Raw genomic sequence first — 17,624 nt, 5'->3', positions numbered from 1 at the left:
CAGCACGCCTGGCGCTCGCAGCACGCCTGGCGCCCACCGCACGCCTGGCGCCCACAGCACCATCACCCACTCGCAGCACGTCACCCACTCGCAGCGCGCCTGGCGCTCGCAGCACGCCTGGCGCTCGCAGCACGCCTGGCGCCCACCGCACGCCTGGCGCCCACAGCACCATCACCCACTCGCAGCACGTCACCCACTCGCAGCACGTCACCCACTCGCAGCACGCCTGGCGCTCGCAGCACGCCTGGCGCTCGCAGCACGCCTGGCGCCCACCGCACGCCTGGCGCCCACAGCACCATCACCTACTCGCAGCATGTCACCCACTCGCAGCACGTCACGCGCTCACAGCACGCCTGGCGCTCACAGCACCATCACCCACCCACAGGGCACACGCCCACCACACAGCACACGCTCGCAGCACCATCACGCGACCACACAACACAGCACGCGCTCACAGCACCATCACGTAGTCGCAGCACCAGCCGCGACCGACGACGTGTTTCGCCGGACTACAGCGCGGCTAGCTCGCTGGCGCCGTCTTCGGTGCGACGGATCTGCCAGACGGCGGTGCGGGTGCGCTGTGAGCGTCCATTCGCCCGATCGATCAGCGCGCGATTGTTCGTTGTGAAGATCAATTGCGCACCACGGGAATTCGTCTCCGGATTCTGGAAGAGCTGGATCAGCCGGTCGGTCTCCTCGACCGGCAGCTGCGCGCCGATATCGTCGATCGCGAGGACTCGACCGGAGTCGAGCGCATCGAGCATGGTCGGCAGCAGCCGCAGCATCGACAGTGTCGCGGCAGATTCTTCGGTGATATCGAAGGCGGCATCAATCCCGGCGTGTACCAGGCCGAGCCCGACGCCGCGGCGCTCGACCATCCTGGTGTAGAGGGCATCGCGCGCGGCCTCGAGATTGCCGAGCTCGCGCTCGAGCATGACCTCGGTGATGCCGTTATCCCGCAGCAGGTCGGCGTGCCCCGGCGAGGTGGCGCAGAGTTCCACCTGTTTGGCCGTCCCCGCGATATCGGCGTCGAGTTCGCGCAGATAGTCCGCGTACATCGGATCGGGTTCGGCGATCAGCAGATCGGTAATACCGAGTTCGGCGGTGCGCAACAGCATGAGCAGTCGAACCGCATGATCCGGTGCGGCGGAGAGATGACTGCCGAGCCGATGCGCCACCGCCGCGGCATCGACGGCACCGTGCTGCACCTCGAGCATCGCGGAGAACCACCGATACGCGGGCACCAGCGCCTCGGCATACATCTGCCCGGCGAGACTGAGCAGCAACGCATTCGGGCGCACCAGCGGTAGCAGTGCCGCGATACCGTAGCGCGCGGCCTCGAACATCGGGCCGATCTTGGTCTGTTCGCCATTGCGCTCGAAGATGATTCGCTTGCGCGAGCGGGGATGGGTGTAGAGCCATTCGGCCGTCACATCGGCATTGTCCAACCGGAACCCGTAGGTGTACGGCACCCCTTCGGCGACGAAGCCGGCCACGAATTCCGAAGGGCGATTCGGGAATCCGCGATGCGGCGCGCGCACCGGCCCGGCGTACGGATCCCAGCCGGTCACCGAATTCAGCACCGCGTCGCGCATCTGCCCTAGGGCATCGATCAGGTTCGTCTTGCCGGCGGCACTCGCACCGTGCACCGCCGTCACCGGCACCGCGACCGGACCACTCCCCCGGCTCAATCGCAAGTCCTGCCGTTCGGCCAGCGATCTGTGATTCGTCACCTGAAAACTGCGCAGCATCCCGCCATCCTGTCGGTTCGCCCGCCCATCCGCGACACCGCCACCCGCGCGGCGCGCCACGATAGCCGCCGCTCGACGCCTTCGCACGGGCTTCGACCGGACAAATGCGCATGTCACGCGTTATCATGCTGGCGCCGCGGCTATCCGCTGGCACTCGCTGGACCCTGATGAGGATGGTTAACGATGGAACTGACGGTTCGTCGTCTTGTGGCCCGCAGCTCCGTCGCTGCCGCTCTCGCACTCGGCCCGCTGGTCGTACTCGGCCCGCCGCAGGCCGCCGCCGAGGCACCGTGTCCGGACGGTTCGGCGCGGATCTTCTTCCACGATGAGACCAATACCTGCCAGGGTGGCGGCACCTACAGCTTCACCGGGTCACCGGCGCTCGTGAAGGTCTGCTCGGTGGGCAAGGTCGACGTCACTGTCGACACCACCATCCAGAAGACCCGGACCAAGACCAGGACCGACCATCTCGATCTCAGCAATGGTCAGTGCGGCCGGGTCACGGTCGGCGGCCAGCTCGACTCCACCGTGACCATTACGCCCTCCTAGGTCCGAACAACAGCGCGCTGTCGCCGAACTCGTGCCAGAGATAGCCGGTATCGAGAGCGGTGGCGTAGGCCTCGTGCACGCTTGTCTCGCCCGCGACCGCGACGAGCAGATCCAGATGTGACGCGCCGGGAGCGTGCCATCCGGTAATGATGCCGTCGACCACCCGGGCGGGCCGTTGCGGTCCCAGGACCAGTTCGGTCCATCCTCGGGCCGGGTGCACGATCCCGTTGTGATCGGCGGTCGACTCCAATGCTCGGGTCACCGTCGTGCCGACGGCGATAATGCGGCCGCCCGCCGCCCTGGTGTCGTTCACCAGACGTGCGGTCGTCGCCGGTACCGCGAAGCGCTCCGGACTCGGCGGTTCGCCCGCCTCGGGCGAGGAGACCCCGGTGTGCAGGGTGATCGGCGCGACCGCCACACCGGCGGTCACCAGATCGAGCACCAGCGCTTGGGTGAACGGGCGTCCCGCACTCGGCATTTCGGCACTGCCCGGAATCCGGCCGAATACTGTCGTGTAGTAGGACGGCGACCAACGCTGTGGCACATATGAATAGGTGATCGGATAGCCGTGGGTGGCCAGCAGCCAGGTGGGATCCGCGCTGAGTTCGGCGATCCAGAGTCGGCGCGCACCCGGTAGCCAGGGTTCGCGGAGAGTGGCCGTGGCGCCGTCCGGCATTTGGATCTCATTGCCTGCGTATAGATCACCCCCGTACGGCGTACGTTCGCGGGTGCGCACCTCCACCACCCAGAGTCCGTCGCAGCCGCCGAAGGTATCCGGTGGAACGCTGGCCTCCGTCTCCGCCTCGACCAGCGCGTTGAGCCAGGTGGACAGATGCAGCGTGACCGGCGTGCCGTCGAGTACGCCGTCGACCGCGGCGGCCAGGGTCGACGAATTGTTCACCACCACCAGGTCACCCGCATTCAACTGCTGTGGCAGCTCACGGAATATGGTGTGGGTGAGGCGATCCGCCGCCACCAGCATCCGGACCTCGTCGCGGGCCAGACCGCGTGCCTCCGGCGGGGCGATGGCATTGCGCTCGGGCGGCAGTATGTCGGGCCATTCGTTCAGCGCCGCTGGCCCACCCGTCGATGCCGAGTTCATCTGGCGACTCCCGCGGTGAAATCGGCCACGGTGTAGCGGCCGTTCTTCGGTCGCTGCTCGATCAGTCGCAGGAGCGCGGGCACCACGGTCTCGGGCTCCGGGCGATCGGAGATATCGTCGCCGGGAAATGCGGCCTGGTGCATTTCGGTGCGCATATCGCCGGGATCGAAGGCGTAGATCGACTGGTCCGGATATTCAGCGCCCAGAATGGCGGTGAGCTGGTCGAGCGCCGCCTTCGAGGAGCCGTAACCGCCCCAATTCGGATACGGTTCGACGCCCGCGTCGGAGCTGATGTTCACCGCGACACCGTCGGCGCCGAGCAGCGGCAGCGCGAATTGCAGAACCGCGAGCGGGGCAATGACATTGGTGCGGTACACCAACTCGAGCTCGTTGAGCGGATAGTCGGCCAGCCGCGGCATCGGACTCGGCCCGAGCCTGCTCGCATTGTTCACGAGCAGGTCGAGATGTCCGAACCCAGCGGCGATCTCGGCCAGTTCGGCACGATGCGCCGGATCGGTGATATCGCCGGGCACCGCGAGAAAGGCTTCGCCGAGTTCGGACTCCACTTGTTCGAGGCGATCGGCGCGGCGGGCGGTGCCGATCACCCGCCAGCCGCGCGCGATGAGCGAACGCGCAAGAGCCAGACCGAATCCCGCCGAAGCACCGGTGATCAGAGCGGTAGAGCGGTGAGTCATATCGAATCTCCTGATAGTTGCCTACCAGTCGATCGTGATACCTCGAGCTAGGTTCAGGTCAAGCGCCGTTCGCCGACGGCGTATCCCCCCTTCCGAGGAGCCGCCCTATTCCTCCGCTTCGACGTCTCCCTCGGCGGTATCCGGTGCTACCGCCTCTGGGCCCTGCTCGAGCAGGAGGCGGAATCCGGCCTCGTCGAGGATCGGCACGCCCAGTTCCTCCGCCTTCGCGGCCTTGGATCCCGGCGACTCTCCGATCACCACGAACGCGGTCTTCTTGGATACCGAGCCCGCGGCCTTGCCGCCACGCACCAGGATCGCCTCCTTGGCACCGTCGCGGGAAAACCCTTCCAGCGAACCGGTCACCACGATCGATAGGCCCTCGAGCGTCCGCTCGATGGACTCGTCGCGCTCATCGGCCATGCGCACGCCGGCCGCGCACCACTTGTCGACAATCGCGCGATGCCAGTCGACGGTGAACCAGTCCACCACCGCGTTCGCAATGGTCGGACCGACCCCGTCGGCGGCGCCGAGTTCCTCGGCCGATGCTTGTTCGATGCGGTCCATGCTGGCGAATTCCGCGGCGAGCGCACGGGCGGCGGTCGGACCGACGTGCCGGATGGACAGGCCGACCAACGCTCGCCACAGCGGGCGGTCCTTGGCGGCCTGCAGGTTCTCCAATAGTCGCTTGCCGTTCGCGGACAGGGTGCCGTCCATATTCGCGTACAGCGAGGTGGTCAGCAGTCGCGCCTCATCGAGGTCGAACAGATCGCCCTCATCGGTGATCGCGCCCGAGCGCAGCAGGTCCACCGCGCCCTCATAGCCGAGCGCCTCGATATCGAAGACCCGACGGCTCGCGATGTAGAACAATCGCTCCCGCCGCTGCCCCGGGCAGAACTGCCCATTCGGGCAGCGGATATCGACGTCGCTCTCCTTTTCCGGCGCCAGCTCCGCACCGCATTCGGGACACTGCGTCGGCATGACGAATTCACGCTCGTCGCCGGTGCGCGCATCCACCACCGGGCCGAGCACCTCGGGGATGACGTCGCCCGCCTTGCGGATGGTGACAGTGTCACCGATCAGCACACCCTTGCGCTTCACCTCGGAGGCATTGTGCAAAGTGGCCCGCGCGACCGTGGAACCCGCGATGGAGACCGGCTCCATTACCGCGAACGGGGTGACCCGGCCGGTGCGGCCGACATTCACCTCGATGCCGAGCAGCTTGGTCGTCGCCTCCTCCGGCGGGTACTTATACGCGATCGCCCAGCGCGGAGCGCGAGAGGTGGAACCGAGACGCCGTTGCAGCGACATCTCGTCGACCTTGATCACCTGACCATCGATCTCGTGCTCGATATCGTGGCGGTGCTCGCCCCAGTAGTTGACGCGCTCGATCACCGCGTCGATGCCCTGTACCAGCTTCGTATGTTCGGAGACCGGCAGACCCCAGGCGGCTAGGGCGCGGTAGGCCTCGTGCTGTGAGGTCGGGGTGTAGCCCTCGATGCGACCGAAGCCGTGGCAGATCATCCGCAGCCGACGCCGCGCGGTGACCGCGGGATCCTTCTGCCGCAGCGAACCCGCCGCGGTATTGCGCGGATTCGCGTACGGCGGTTTGCCCTCGGCCACGATCGCGGCATTGAGCGTCTCGAAATCCTCCAGGCGGAAATAGACCTCGCCGCGCACCTCGAGCAGCTCGGGGATCGGGAACTCCGCCGACGGCGTGAGCTCGCCCGGGATGTCCTCGATGGTGCGCGCGTTGAGCGTGACGTCCTCGCCGGTGCGCCCGTCGCCGCGCGTCGCGCCGCGCACCAGCCGCCCGTTCTCATAGACGAGGTTCAGCGCGACGCCATCGATCTTCACCTCGCACAGATAGTGCAGATTCGATCCGGTCTCCGCCTCCACCCGGCTCGCCCAGGTGCGCAGCTCGTCGAAGTCGAACACATTGTCCAGCGACAGCATCCGCTCCAGGTGGTCCACGGCGGTGAAATCCGTCGCGAATCCGCCGCCGACCAGCTGCGTCGGCGAATCGGGTGTGCGCAGATCCGGGTGCGCGTCCTCCAGTGCCTGCAGTTGCCGCAGCAGCTTGTCGAACTCGCCGTCGGAGATGATCGGCGCGTCCCGGACGTAGTACCGGAACTGATGCTCACGAACCTCATCCGCGAGCCGCTGCCACTCCACTCGCTGCTCCGCGGTCGCTGGCTCCGCCACAATGTCGCTGTCACTCACCCATCGCACATTAGCCGAGCCCACTGACATCCAGCCGCCACATTCCCGCACGTCGCGGCGGACTCATCGCACGGATCGCGGCGCCCGGCGTCAGGTGAAGTCGAGCGATTCGGGTTCTTCGGCGTAGGCGCGGGCCACCTCGGTGGACAGGCGCAGGGCCGCGCGGGCCCAGTCCAGTGGAGCACCGGCCAGACCGCAGGCGGGGGCGACGAGGATCTGGGTGGCGAGGGTCGAGCGGCGCAGGCCGAGGCGGTCGATCAGGCGGACGCCTGGCTCGGCAATATCGCGCCAGGTCGGTGGTTTGGCGGGCCGAGTGGTCGGGACCAGGCCGAGCGCCACTTGTTTTCCGGTATCGAGGATTTCACCGATATCGTCCAGATCGCGGGTGGCGATGGTGGACATATCGAAGCCGACGGCGGCGGCCGCGCTGCCGCGCAGGAAGGACAGTGCGGCCGACTCGGCGCAGCTGTGAACAAGGACCGGAGCCGATTGTGCGGTGATGACCGCATCCAGGACGGCAAGTGCTTCCGGTTCGGGTACCGCGCGCACGGTATCGAGGACGCTGACGCCGCGGAGCGAGCCGTTCAGTACCTCGGCCAGCGACGGTTCATCCAGTTGCAGAACGACTTCCGCGCCGAGGCGCTTGCGCACCTCGCTCACGTGCCGGTCCAGGCCTTCGGCAAGGGATTCCGAAATATCGCGCACCGCCCCGGAATCGGTGAGTACGCGGTGACCGCCGGGCAGTTCCAGCTGGGCCGCGAGGGTGAGCGGACCGGCGGCCTGCAGTTTGACCGTGCGCCCGGCACCGGCCGAACCCGCTGTCTCCCACGCCTCTTCGAGCGCGTCGAGGTCCGACCTGAGCAGATCGCGAGCGCGCCGCGATACCGCACCGGGCCGGGACACCAGCCGATAGCCACGCGTCGTGGTGTCGAACCGCATATCGACCAGCAGCGCGGAGACGCGGCCGATCATGTCCGAACCCGTACCGCGCCTGGGCAGTTCGACCAGATGCGGCAGTTCCGGCAACTCACCGATGATGGTGGCCGCGGCCTCGCGCGGATCGGTACCCGGCCAGGACCCGACGGCCATCGCGATCCCACCGGGGATACGGACGGGTGCCTTCGCCTCGAGTTCGCCCGATTCCCTGGCAATTTCGCTCACTGCGCTGCCCCTATGCGGGGTGTACACCCCATTGTGTGGTGGATCCCGGTCTGCGCCGAAATGACGAGGAGGGTGGACCGATCTCGCTTGCCGCGCCGCCCGATGTAGGCACCGCTCACTTGGCAGTGCTCACGCCCGCGCTGACCGAGTCGGGCACCGCACGCGAGGTGTCGGTGATGGTGCCGCTGCCGATCACCTCATCCCCCAGGACATCCGGGCGATACAGCACCACGGCCTGACCACGGGCCACACCGGTCAGCGGCTCGCGCAGCCGCACGATCAGTCCGTCGCCGTCCGCCTCGGCAATGGCCGGTGCGGTGCCGCCGTGTGCGCGCACCTGCGCAACGCATTCGATCGACCCCTCGGGTGCGGAGCCGGAGGTCCAGATCGCACGGTCGGCCTGCACGGTCCACACCTGCAGATCCTCGACGGAGCCGACGCGAACGGTGCCGGAGTCGGGATCGATGTCGGTGACATAGCGCGGTTTGCCGTCGGCGCCGGGACCGGGCAGGCCGAGCCCCTTGCGCTGGCCGATCGTGAATCCGTGCACGCCTTCGTGATTCCCGAGCACCTGGCCGTCGGCGTCGACCACCGCACCCGGCCGAATGCCGATCTTCGCGCCGAGGAAGGCGCGGGTATCACCGGAGGGGATGAAGCAGATGTCATGGCTGTCGGGCTTATTCGCCACCGCGAGCCCGCGGTCGGCGGCCTCCGCGCGGATCTGCGGCTTCGGGGTGTCGCCCACCGGGAACATGGCCCGCGACAGCTGCTGCGCGGTCAGCACCGCGAGCACATAGGACTGGTCCTTATCGGCGTCGACGGCCCGGCGCAGTACACCGTCCTCGAGCCGCGCGTAATGTCCGGTGACCACGGCGTCGAAGCCGAGTGCCACCGCGCGATCGGCGAGGGCCGAGAACTTGATCTTCTCGTTGCAGCGCAGACACGGATTCGGCGTCTCACCGGCCGCGTACGCGGCGACGAAATCGTCGATCACGTCTTCCTTGAAGCGATCGGCGAAATCCCAGACATAGAAGGGGATGCCGAGCACATCGGCGGCCCGCCGGGCGTCACCGGCGTCCTCCTTGGAGCAGCAACCGCGCGAACCGGTGCGCAGCGTGCCCGGCGTCGCCGACAGCGCTAGATGCACGCCGACCACCTCATGACCCGCGTCGACGGCACGTGCCGCCGCCACTGCCGAGTCCACACCACCACTCATCGCGGCGAGTACCCGCATCAGACACCTCCCTTCGCACCGGCCAGACCCGCGGCCCTGGCCCTTTCCACAATCCGGGGCAATACATTCAGCACCGCGTCCACATCGGCGCGCGTCGAGGTGTGCCCCAGCGAGAAGCGCAGCGAACCGCGCGCCTGCCACGGTTCGACGCCCATGGCGATCAGCACATGGCTGGGGGCGGCCACGCCCGCGTTGCAGGCCGATCCGGTCGAACATTCGATTCCGGCTGCGTCCAGCAGCATCAGCAGCGAATCACCTTCGCAGCCGGGAAAGGTGAAGTGCACATTGCCCGGCAGTCGCCGCTCCCCGACCGGACCGCTCAATACCGCATCCGGAACGGCCGTGCGGATACCCGCGATCAAATCATCCCGCAGCACAGTCAATTCCGGTGTGCGCGTGGGCAACTCGGCCACGGTATGACGCAATGCGGTGGCCAGTCCGACGGCCGCGGCGGTATCGGAGGTCCCCGAGCGCAGATCGCGTTCGTGCCCGCCGCCGTGCAGCAGCGGCACACACGGCACCTGCCGGCCGAGCAGCAGGACACCGACACCGTGCGGTCCACCGACCTTGTGCCCGGCGAAACTCGCGGCCGACAGCGCACTCGCCGCGAAGTCGATCGGCAGCTGGGCAGCGGCCTGGATCGCGTCGCTGTGCATCGGCACGCCGAATTCCTGTGCCACCATGGCCAATTCGACGATCGGGGCGATGGTGCCCACCTCGTTATTGGCCCACATGATGCTCACCAGCGCGACCTCGTCGGCATACTCGGCCAGCGCCGCACGCAATACCCGCGGCGATACGACACCGTCGGCGTCCACCGGCAGCCAGGTCACCTGGGCGCCCTCATGCTGCTCCAGCCACTCGACCGTGTCGATGACCGCGTGATGTTCGGTCGACCCCGCGATGATCCTGGTCCGGCGCGGCTCGGCGGCGCGGCGCGCCCAGTAGATGCCCTTGATCGCCAGATTGTCGCTCTCGGTCCCACCCGAGGTGAAGATCACCTCCGACGGCCGGGCGCCCAGATCGGCGGCAATCGATTCGCGCGCCTCCTCCAGCATCCGCCGTGCCGTGCGCCCGGAACCGTGCAGTGAGGAGGCATTGCCCGTCATCCCGAGGGCAGCCGTCATCGCCTCGATCGCGGCAGGCACCATCGGGGTGGTCGCCGCATGATCGAGGTAGACCGTCTTGGGCGCACCGTGGACCGGACCCGAAAAAGCCGACTTCATGACCAGTAAAGGATAGCCGTCGGGGTTTCGCCGTTATTCCCGCCCGATCGCAGTGACCGGCGAGCCGACGGCGCGCCCGGCGTAACAAGCTGTGCCATCGGCGTGTTCGCCGTGGCCGACACCGCTGCCGACGCACTGTCGGCAGCGGTGTGAGCAGCGACGCGTGCGGCCCGCCGGGACGATCAGCTCTCCACCAGCTCGGGGGTCGGCGTCTCGGCGCCATCCGCGTCCTGTGGGGCGCTGGATCGGCTCGGCAGCAGCACTGCCATCACGATGACGATCAGGGCCATGGCGGCGGAGATGGCGAATGCCAGGCGCATGCCGTCGAGGTGTGCGGTGATCGGATCCGCTCCGTCCGCTACTAGCGCACTGCTGCGGGCGGACATCACCGTCACCACCAGGGCGGTACCGAAGGCCGCGGCCACCTGCTGCAGTGTGCCGAGCATGGAGCTGCCATGTGAGTACAGGTGCTGCGGGAGCGCCCCGAGCCCGAGCGTGAAGACCGGGGTGAACGCCGCGGCCAGCGACACCATCATCAGGATGTGCAGGATCAACAGCTGCCAGTACGGCATGGTCATCGATATCCGGGTGAACCCGGCGAGTGCGGCCGCGACACCGATCGAACCGGGAATCACCAGTACTCGCCCGCCGAACCGGTCGAACAGCCGCCCGACAGTCGGGCCGAGCAGCCCCATCGCCAGTCCGCCCGGCATGACGAGCAGTCCGGTCTGCAGTGCCGACAAGCCGCGCAGATTCTGCAGGTACAGCGGCAGCAGGATCATCGATCCGAGCATCGCCATGAACGCGACCGACATCAGGATCAGCGCCTTGGTGTAGGTGCCGAACAGCAGGATGCGCAGATCCAGCAGCGGGGCTCCAGTGCGCTGCAGTCGCAGCTGACGGGCCGCGAAGACACCGATGAGCGCCAATCCGGTGCCGACGATCACCGCGGGTGTCGCGACATTGTGAGTCTCGAACCGGCTGAGCCCGTACACCAGGCCACCGAATCCGACCGCGGCGAATGCCACGCTGGACCAGTCGAGCGCGCCGGTCTGCGGTTCGCCGATATTGTCCAGTTTGCGCAGGCCCAGCCAGGTGACCACCGCGGCAATCGGCAGCACCAGCCCGAAAAGCCAACGCCACGAACCGACTTGGAGTACCACACCGGACAGGACCGGCCCCATGGCCGGGGCGACCGAGATGGCGAGGGTGACATTGCCCATGACCCGGCCGCGGTCCTGTTCGGGGACCACCGTCATCAGGGTGGTCATCAGCAACGGCATCATCACCGCGGTACCACCCGCCTGGACGATCCGCCCGAGCAGCAGCACCGTGAACGACGGGGCCACGGCGGAAAGCGCTGTGCCCGCGATGAACACACCCATCGCGATCGTATAGGCCCGGCGAGTGGTGACCCGCTGCAGGAACCATCCGGTGACCGGGATGACCGCCGCCATGGTGAGCATGAACGCGGTCGACACCCACTGCGCGGTGCGTTCGGTCACCTCGAGGTCGGCCATCAGCCGCGGAATCGCGTTGATCATGATGGTTTCGTTCAGAATCACCACGAAGGTCGCGAGCACCAGCAGCCGGACTACGGTCGGGGTTCCCCGTCCGGTCGGACGGACGGGTCTGTCTGCGGGCATCGGATACCTCCGGGCTTTCGATCGGGACGATATGCGGGCCGAGAGCGGCGCCACATGAGATCAGACGGGACCACTTCGCCTAATTAATCGGTCCCGCCAATTCTCAACGGCTACCGCGACACTTCGACGGTCGCGAGTTGCCCCACCGGCCGTCCAGATCGTCGGGTTGGAAGCCGTAGTGTCCCATTGCATCCGCGAATCTTCATCATGTTTTTCGCTGGCCGTGTCGCCCGGATGGGTGACGTCTGCGAGGCCGAAGGTCCGACTGTGCTTCCCGATATCGCAGCTGGCAACGAAGGCCGAACTAATCGGACATCCGGGAGTCCCACTAGGACAGGACTCGGGTACCGAACAACGTCAGCCACTTCGATGGCTCACCAGCCAGTGCGTCGACCTCGAACCACACGCGCCCCGGGTGCCTGCCGGCTTGGCGCCAGGTGCCGCCTGGATGAGCTCGATCGCCTCGGTCAGGCACGGGTCCGTTCCCGCACCGTCGAAGCAGGTCGATGTCAGAGAAACCGCGATCAGGCCGGGGCTGCCGCCGTCCCTTCGATCTCCTGGTGACCCGTGGCTCGGCGGCCGGAGCGACGGAACGGTCGCAGCCGCGACGGCCGCCGCACGGCCGGTGTGGCCCGCGTCTCGGCCGACTCCGGATCCTGCACTCGGGTGGCCGTTGCCTCGATCCACTCCGAGGCCTCGATGGCGCCGTGGCGCGACCGGTCCGCACCACGTACGGCCTGTTCACAGCGGCGAGCCAGGTCGCGCCGGTCGAGTCCCGGATATTCAACCGGCGCGAGCACCACTTCGGCCACCATGCCGCGCGAGCGCAGCACCCGCTTCGCCGAGGTGCCGAAGGAATCGTCGCCGACGAATCCCGGAATCGTCGACTGCGTACCGTGCGCGTCCAGGTAGCGCAGCCGCACCGGCTGCACCGACGTCGCGGTGTCCACGGCGGCTTGGAAGAGCGCGGGCCGCATGGTGCCGTAGGCGCGGCCGCACCAGGTGGTGCCCTCGGGGAAGACCGCGATCCGATCGCCCGATGCCAGCCGTTCACCGATGGTCGCCACCACACCGGGCAGTTCGCGCAGCCGTTCGCGTTCGATCGGGATGACCCGCATCAGCTTCGCCAAACCGCCGAGCAGCGGCCAATCGACCATATCGGCACGCGCCACGAAGCCGAGCGGCTGCACTGCGGCCATGACGACGACATCGGTCCAGCCGATATGTCCGGCCACGATCAGCAGACCTTCGCCCGGTTCGCTGAAGCGCGCATCGGCCGACTGCCCGGCATCGGGTCGACCGACGCCCCGGTTGTCCACCACACGCAACCGAATCCCAAGACAGCTCAGCACAGTTCGCGCATAGCGCCGCTGCAGCTGTTCGCGCCGACCACGCGGTGTGACGATATTGACGACCGGAAAGCTGACCAGCAGCCCGGCCACGCCGAGTAGTCGGCCGATGACCCGTGCGGTACCGATCTCATCCACCGGATCGATGCAGCCGGGCCCACAGGGACTCGACGGCATCCACGAGTGCGCGGTGCTCTGTGCGGGCGGCGCGTCGAACACCATCTACCTCACCGTCCCCCGTCGAGTGTGTTTGCGGCGTCCTGTAATCGGTTGAGGTAGCGGGTGTTGATGGTGTCCAGACCGAGCAGTGCGACGAAGTCGGCGACCGCGAAATCCGGATCATGCGCCGGTTCGCCGCAGATCTCCGCGCCGAGGCGCAGATAGCCGCGCAGCAGCGGCGGCAGCTTCGGGCGGGCGGGCGGGGTCATTTCGTCCAGCGTCAGTCCGTCGACGACCACCGGGTTATAAGGGTGCACCCGCCGCTCGGGATCGGATCCGTGGCGGCCGAGCAGCATATCCCGCACCCCGCGCACGTTCACCCCGGCCGGGTCGGCGGGGGTGTCCTGCATGGGCACCGAGACGCATCCCATCACCCACTCGTATCCGGTGAGCTGGATGTAGTGCAGGATGCCCGCCCACATAAGAGTGAGTACCGAGCCATTGCGGTGGTCGGGCACCACGCAGGCGCGCCCCATCTCCACGATCCGGTTGCCCACCGGATCCAGTTGGGCCAGATCGAATTCGGTGGCCGTGTAGTAGCCGCCCGCGGCGTTCACCTTGTCCGGCGGCAACATTCGGTAGCAGCCGACGAACTCCTCGGTGCGGTCATCGCGGACCAGCAGGTGATCGCAATGCTCGTCGAACCGGTCCGCGTCCAGACCGGTTCCGTTATCGGCGATCTGGAAGCCGGGCTCGGTGGCGAAGACGCCGTAGCGCAGCCGCTGGGCGGCCAGCCGGTGCTCTGCATCGGAGGAAACGACCAGGGAATACCGAGACCGTTCCGCCCCGGAGTCCGTCGGTCGAGCCGGGGCTGTCAACACGGACGAAATAGTCATATCCGTGATGAAGCCAGCCCGAAACAGCGCCGGAGCGACCTCGAAGTGTCGCCGCGATGCCGGTTCGGTGAACGAGATGATGAGCTCGTCCGCCTCCCTGAGTCTTCAGGCCGGATTCAGGCGCGTGTAACCGTAACGTTGGCGGCTGACGGTAGCGCGATAGCTGAATTAGCTCACTCACCGCTCATCTGCGGGCTCGCCCCAGGTGGCCGGGTCGGCGAAAACGAATTCACCTCCGTGCCGCCACGGACGCCCGTCGGTGCTTGGCAGCCGTAATGGTGTGGCGCGGCGCAGCACCCGGTCCGAGCGCACCCGTCCCTGTCGCGTTCTCGCCTCGATCGTTCGCTCGGACGCTGGATCACGAGACTGATCGTCGGCCTGTTGCGGTGGCAGCCAGCCACGCTCTGGTGGTGGGTGTGCTGCCATCGCGGTGCTCGATGTCTTGTAGTTTCGGTGCGTGGGCGAGGACGAGTTGATCGAGCGGCGGCTGGCGCAACGCCTTTTGACGTTGCGCCAGGACAGGCAGATCACGTTGACGACGTTGGCGAGGTTGACGGGTATTTCGGCGGCGCATCTTTCGCGCATCGAGAAATTCGAGCGGAAACCGTCCATCGGTGCGCTGTTGCAGATAGCCCGTGCCTACGAGATGAGCCTGAGTCAACTGGTCGAAGAGGGGGATTCGCGGCCGTATCATCTGGTAGCCGCCGATGCCGGGCCGGTCCATCGGAATGCGGACGCGTCCTATCGGATACTCAGCGGGCCCGGGGCGGCCACCAATATCGTCGAGGCAACATTTCCGCCGGGCCGGACCACGTCCGCGGTCTCGCATGAGGGCCAGGAATGGATGCAGATAGTCTCGGGCGGCATCGAATTGACACTGGGCACCGAGGTGGTTCACCTGCGGAAGGGTGACGCTATCCAATTCGATGCTGCACTGCCGCATCATATTCGGGCGACGTCGAAGGCCGCGGCCACGATTCTGCTGATTTCCAGCGGTAATGTGCCGCTCACACACTGAAGCGAGTTAGTGCATCAGTGCGAGCGGGAGGTAGGCGCCGACCACCCAGTTGGGTGCGTCGACGATTTCGATGATCCTGAGATCGACGGCCACGCTGCACAAGATGTAGGCGTCGATGGGTGCCAGGCCGTACCGGGCACCGAGGTGGTCGATCATCGCGGACGTCGCAGCCCGGGCCGCGGCCATCAGATCGGGCGCCACTCCGGTGGTGGCGTAATACCCCCGGTCCTCTATGCCCGGCCGCAACGGGCCTGCGGTCGCGAACTGTGGTGCGGTGATCGCGCGGTTCTTGTGCAGGGTCACCCGCGCCGCGCCGGACATCGACGCCTCGATCGCGCTGACGCATAATTCGCCGTCCCCCTGGGCCGCGTGGGGATCACCGAAGCTGAGCAGCGCGCCGGGGACCTGTACCGGGAGGTACAGGGTGGTTCCGGCGGTGAGGTCGCGGCAGTCGAGGTTACCGCCGAAGTTGCCCGGCGGCAGGACCGGCTGCGGTTCGGCGACGTTCGGGCAGACGCCGACCACGCCGCAGAAGGGGCGCACCGGAATCGTTGCGACATCGCCGAATTCGGCGTGGCCGCCGGCGAGATCCCAGATGTGCAGGTGCGCCTCGGGGAACTGATCGGTCAGCAGCCCCAGGCCGGGAAGTACGGCGGTCCATCCCCATTCGACAGTGCGCATGTCCAGGAATTCGATGGCGAGGGTGTCGCCGGGTTCGGCATCGTGGACCCGGACTGGGCCCATCAGCGGATACACCCGGTCCCAGTCGAATGTGTCCACCGCCGCGACCGTGGAGGTCGGGTCGAACTGGCCGCCCGTGGCTTCCTGTAGTTCGAACTCGACCACGTCGCCGCTGCCGATCTCGGCCGTCGGTGGGTGCTGCGGAGTCCACATCCGATGCGGTGCCCCGGTGAGCGAATGAATCATGAGGCGAAATCCAACCTTTCGTTCGCGCCCGATCCCGCCGGGCGTTGTCGGACACACTAGCGAACCGCGATGCCTGAGAGGCGAATTTCTGTAGAAAAATTTGCCTATGAGGTACATTGTGGCGATGACCACCCATCAATCACCGATCCGGGTGATCCGCCCCGCGCTGACCCAGCAGTTACTGGGTCTGCCCTGGTCTGATCCCGAGAAGATCGCACTGACCTGCAGGATCCTGGCCGCGCAGGACCATTGCTTCGCACTGGCCGGGCAGGTGACCGCGCGAGTCGGCGACGGCACCTTCTGGACTGTGCCCTGGAGCCCGGCCTTCGACGCGGTCACCGTGACCGATGTGATCCGAGTCGACGACGATCTGAACCCGGTGCAGGGCAGCGTCCAGCCCAATCCGGCGACCCGATTCCATTACTGGGTGTACCGGGCGCGCCCGGACGTCGGCTGCATCGTCCACACTCATCCGCCGAACGTGTCGGCGCTGTCGATGCTCGGAAAACCGCTGGTCGTCTCGCACATGGACGCGACTCCGCTGTACGACGAGGTCGCGTTCCTGGCGGACTGGCCCGGTGTGCCGGTGGCCGACCGCGAGGGCGAATTGATCTCCGGAGCCCTGGGCGCAAAGAAGGCGATCCTGCTGGCCCATCACGGCATGCTGACCACCGGTCGCACCATCGAGGAGGCCACCGTCCTCGCGCTCCTGCTGGAACATGCCGCGATGCTGCAGATCCGAGCCGAATCGACCGGTTCGACGATCGCCCCGATCCCCGAGCCGCTCGCCCGTGAGGCGCAGGAGTTTCTACTGCAGCCCAGCATCATCGACGCCACGTACCGTTCGTTCGCCGACCGCGCCCTGCGCGCCGACCCGCAAATTCTCTAGGAGCACAGTCATGGGTCTGCAACCCTACAGCGGAGGATTCACCATCGAGGGCAACGCCGTGGGCGTGCTGCTCGTCCATGGCTTCGCCGGTGCCCCACAGAACATGTGGCCGCTGGCAGAAGCATTGTGGCGCAGGGGTTTCACGGTTTCCGCGCCGAGACTGCCCGGGCACGGAACCGCGGTGGACGACCTGGCCGGAACCCGTCCCGCGGAATGGACCGGTGCCCTCGATGCGGCATTCGAGCACCTGTCCCGCACGTGTGACAAGGTCTTCGTCGCAGGCATCTCCTTCGGTGGCGCACTGGCGACCCACCTAGCGCTGGAACGCCAGGTGGACGGCCTGGTCGTGATGGCCGCACCGCTGTTCCGGCTCGACGGACTACAAGCCGTGCTGACCAATCTGACCGACGCCGACCGTATTCCGGTCGACTCCCGGGACGCGGTGCTGGACAAGGCATCCGGCATCGTGTGTTACGACGAATTCCCGGTCGCCGCCTTCGCCCCCGCGCTGGATTTCGCCGAACAGGTCGGGGCCAGACTGCCCGAGCTCCGAACACCGTCGCTGTTCCTCTACGGTGCCCACGATCCACTGGTCGACGTGGCCTGCGGCCGACGCGCCGCGGCTGCGGCGGCGGATTCGTCACTGATCGTTCTCGACCATTCCGCGCATGAGATCACACTCGACCTCGACCGCGAACTCGTGATCGCACACACGATCACCTTCATCGACCGGTGGTCGGCGGCCACGCGGGCATCGGTGGACGCAGGCACCGGCTTGCCGTAGGCCGGCTCGAGCGTGGTG

At 67.2% G+C, this 17,624-nt stretch carries 15 protein-coding genes; 4 read left to right on the top strand and 11 right to left on the bottom strand.

Translation table 11 applies throughout. The annotated features are described in order from the left end of the window. Window positions 1-509 precede the first annotated feature (509 nt). Window positions 510-1,733 carry an ATP-binding protein gene (locus ABZ293_RS39465; RefSeq protein ID WP_355189382.1) on the bottom strand — a complete coding sequence of 408 codons (1,224 nt, stop codon included), beginning with the start codon at window positions 1,731-1,733 and terminating at the stop codon, window positions 510-512. A gap of 201 nt (window positions 1,734-1,934) precedes the next feature. Here ABZ293_RS39465 and ABZ293_RS39460 point away from each other — a divergent pair, with 201 nt between their 5' ends. After that, window positions 1,935-2,300 carry a hypothetical protein gene (locus tag ABZ293_RS39460; protein ID WP_355189380.1) on the top strand — a complete coding sequence of 122 codons (366 nt, stop codon included), beginning with the start codon at window positions 1,935-1,937 and terminating at the stop codon, window positions 2,298-2,300. On the opposite strand, the gene ABZ293_RS39455 is transcribed toward ABZ293_RS39460, so the two are convergent. From ABZ293_RS39455 to ABZ293_RS39415, 9 genes are all read right to left on the bottom strand, one after another. Continuing rightward, window positions 2,287-3,402: an S-adenosylmethionine:tRNA ribosyltransferase-isomerase gene (locus tag ABZ293_RS39455; RefSeq protein ID WP_355189378.1), complete on the bottom strand. Its 1,116-nt coding sequence runs from the start codon at window positions 3,400-3,402 to the stop codon at window positions 2,287-2,289. The two genes, ABZ293_RS39460 and ABZ293_RS39455, sit on opposite strands and share 14 nt — an antisense overlap. Next, window positions 3,399-4,097: an SDR family oxidoreductase gene (locus ABZ293_RS39450; protein WP_355189376.1), complete on the bottom strand. Its 699-nt coding sequence runs from the start codon at window positions 4,095-4,097 to the stop codon at window positions 3,399-3,401. The genes ABZ293_RS39455 and ABZ293_RS39450 overlap by 4 nt, the downstream gene beginning before the upstream one ends. A gap of 105 nt (window positions 4,098-4,202) precedes the next feature. Continuing rightward, window positions 4,203-6,302 (bottom strand): NAD-dependent DNA ligase LigA, encoded by a 2,100-nt coding sequence (ligA, locus tag ABZ293_RS39445; protein ID WP_355189388.1) that lies wholly within the window; start codon window positions 6,300-6,302, stop codon window positions 4,203-4,205. Window positions 6,303-6,407: 105 nt separating this feature from the next. Next, complete coding sequence (locus ABZ293_RS39440) at window positions 6,408-7,406, bottom strand: methionine synthase (RefSeq protein WP_355189386.1); 999 nt, start codon at window positions 7,404-7,406, stop codon at window positions 6,408-6,410. A gap of 187 nt (window positions 7,407-7,593) precedes the next feature. After that, complete coding sequence (gene mnmA / locus ABZ293_RS39435; RefSeq protein ID WP_355189374.1) at window positions 7,594-8,712, bottom strand: tRNA 2-thiouridine(34) synthase MnmA; 1,119 nt, start codon at window positions 8,710-8,712, stop codon at window positions 7,594-7,596. Next, window positions 8,712-9,938, bottom strand: coding sequence for a cysteine desulfurase family protein (locus tag ABZ293_RS39430; RefSeq protein ID WP_355189372.1), 1,227 nt, complete (start codon window positions 9,936-9,938; stop codon window positions 8,712-8,714). The genes mnmA and ABZ293_RS39430 overlap by 1 nt, the downstream gene beginning before the upstream one ends. 182 nt (window positions 9,939-10,120) lie before the next feature. Continuing rightward, window positions 10,121-11,584, bottom strand: coding sequence for an MDR family MFS transporter (locus ABZ293_RS39425; protein ID WP_355189370.1), 1,464 nt, complete (start codon window positions 11,582-11,584; stop codon window positions 10,121-10,123). 524 nt (window positions 11,585-12,108) lie between these two features. Further along, complete coding sequence (locus tag ABZ293_RS39420) at window positions 12,109-13,155, bottom strand: lysophospholipid acyltransferase family protein (RefSeq protein ID WP_355189368.1); 1,047 nt, start codon at window positions 13,153-13,155, stop codon at window positions 12,109-12,111. A 5-nt stretch (window positions 13,156-13,160) separates the two neighbouring features. Continuing rightward, window positions 13,161-13,988 (bottom strand): GNAT family N-acyltransferase, encoded by an 828-nt coding sequence (locus ABZ293_RS39415; protein WP_354955789.1) that lies wholly within the window; start codon window positions 13,986-13,988, stop codon window positions 13,161-13,163. A 457-nt stretch (window positions 13,989-14,445) separates the two neighbouring features. Between ABZ293_RS39415 and ABZ293_RS39410 the strand changes: the two genes are divergently transcribed. After that, window positions 14,446-15,006 (top strand): XRE family transcriptional regulator, encoded by a 561-nt coding sequence (locus tag ABZ293_RS39410; RefSeq protein WP_355189366.1) that lies wholly within the window; start codon window positions 14,446-14,448, stop codon window positions 15,004-15,006. Window positions 15,007-15,012: 6 nt separating this feature from the next. On the opposite strand, the gene ABZ293_RS39405 is transcribed toward ABZ293_RS39410, so the two are convergent. After that, window positions 15,013-15,933: an acetamidase/formamidase family protein gene (locus tag ABZ293_RS39405; protein ID WP_355189364.1), complete on the bottom strand. Its 921-nt coding sequence runs from the start codon at window positions 15,931-15,933 to the stop codon at window positions 15,013-15,015. Between the two features lie 124 nt (window positions 15,934-16,057). Here ABZ293_RS39405 and ABZ293_RS39400 point away from each other — a divergent pair, with 124 nt between their 5' ends. Next, entirely contained in the window at window positions 16,058-16,822 is a 765-nt protein-coding gene (locus tag ABZ293_RS39400) for an aldolase (RefSeq protein ID WP_355189363.1), read from the top strand. A 10-nt stretch (window positions 16,823-16,832) separates the two neighbouring features. After that, the gene (locus tag ABZ293_RS39395; protein ID WP_355189361.1) at window positions 16,833-17,606 is read left to right on the top strand and encodes an alpha/beta fold hydrolase; all 774 of its coding nucleotides are present in this window, start codon (window positions 16,833-16,835) and stop codon (window positions 17,604-17,606) included. Window positions 17,607-17,624: the final 18 nt, after the last annotated feature.

Source organism: Nocardia sp. NPDC005998 (genome assembly GCF_040614395.1).
Lineage (GTDB): Bacteria > Actinomycetota > Actinomycetes > Mycobacteriales > Mycobacteriaceae > Nocardia.
This window is presented reverse-complemented; position numbering and strand designations above follow the sequence as displayed.

Coding starts and splice junctions, on each gene's coding strand:
- ABZ293_RS39460 (WP_355189380.1), top strand. CDS start 1,935: ATGGAACTGACGGTTCGTCGTCTTGTGGCCCGCAGCTCCGTCGCTGCC.
- ABZ293_RS39455 (WP_355189378.1), bottom strand. CDS start 3,402: ATGAACTCGGCATCGACGGGTGGGCCAGCGGCGCTGAACGAATGGCCC.
- ABZ293_RS39450 (WP_355189376.1), bottom strand. CDS start 4,097: ATGACTCACCGCTCTACCGCTCTGATCACCGGTGCTTCGGCGGGATTC.
- ABZ293_RS39440 (WP_355189386.1), bottom strand. CDS start 7,406: ATGGCCGTCGGGTCCTGGCCGGGTACCGATCCGCGCGAGGCCGCGGCC.
- mnmA (WP_355189374.1), bottom strand. CDS start 8,712: ATGCGGGTACTCGCCGCGATGAGTGGTGGTGTGGACTCGGCAGTGGCG.
- ABZ293_RS39430 (WP_355189372.1), bottom strand. CDS start 9,938: ATGAAGTCGGCTTTTTCGGGTCCGGTCCACGGTGCGCCCAAGACGGTC.
- ABZ293_RS39425 (WP_355189370.1), bottom strand. CDS start 11,584: ATGCCCGCAGACAGACCCGTCCGTCCGACCGGACGGGGAACCCCGACC.
- ABZ293_RS39420 (WP_355189368.1), bottom strand. CDS start 13,155: ATGGTGTTCGACGCGCCGCCCGCACAGAGCACCGCGCACTCGTGGATG.
- ABZ293_RS39415 (WP_354955789.1), bottom strand. CDS start 13,988: ATGACTATTTCGTCCGTGTTGACAGCCCCGGCTCGACCGACGGACTCC.
- ABZ293_RS39405 (WP_355189364.1), bottom strand. CDS start 15,933: ATGATTCATTCGCTCACCGGGGCACCGCATCGGATGTGGACTCCGCAG.
- ABZ293_RS39400 (WP_355189363.1), top strand. CDS start 16,058: ATGACCACCCATCAATCACCGATCCGGGTGATCCGCCCCGCGCTGACC.
- ABZ293_RS39395 (WP_355189361.1), top strand. CDS start 16,833: ATGGGTCTGCAACCCTACAGCGGAGGATTCACCATCGAGGGCAACGCC.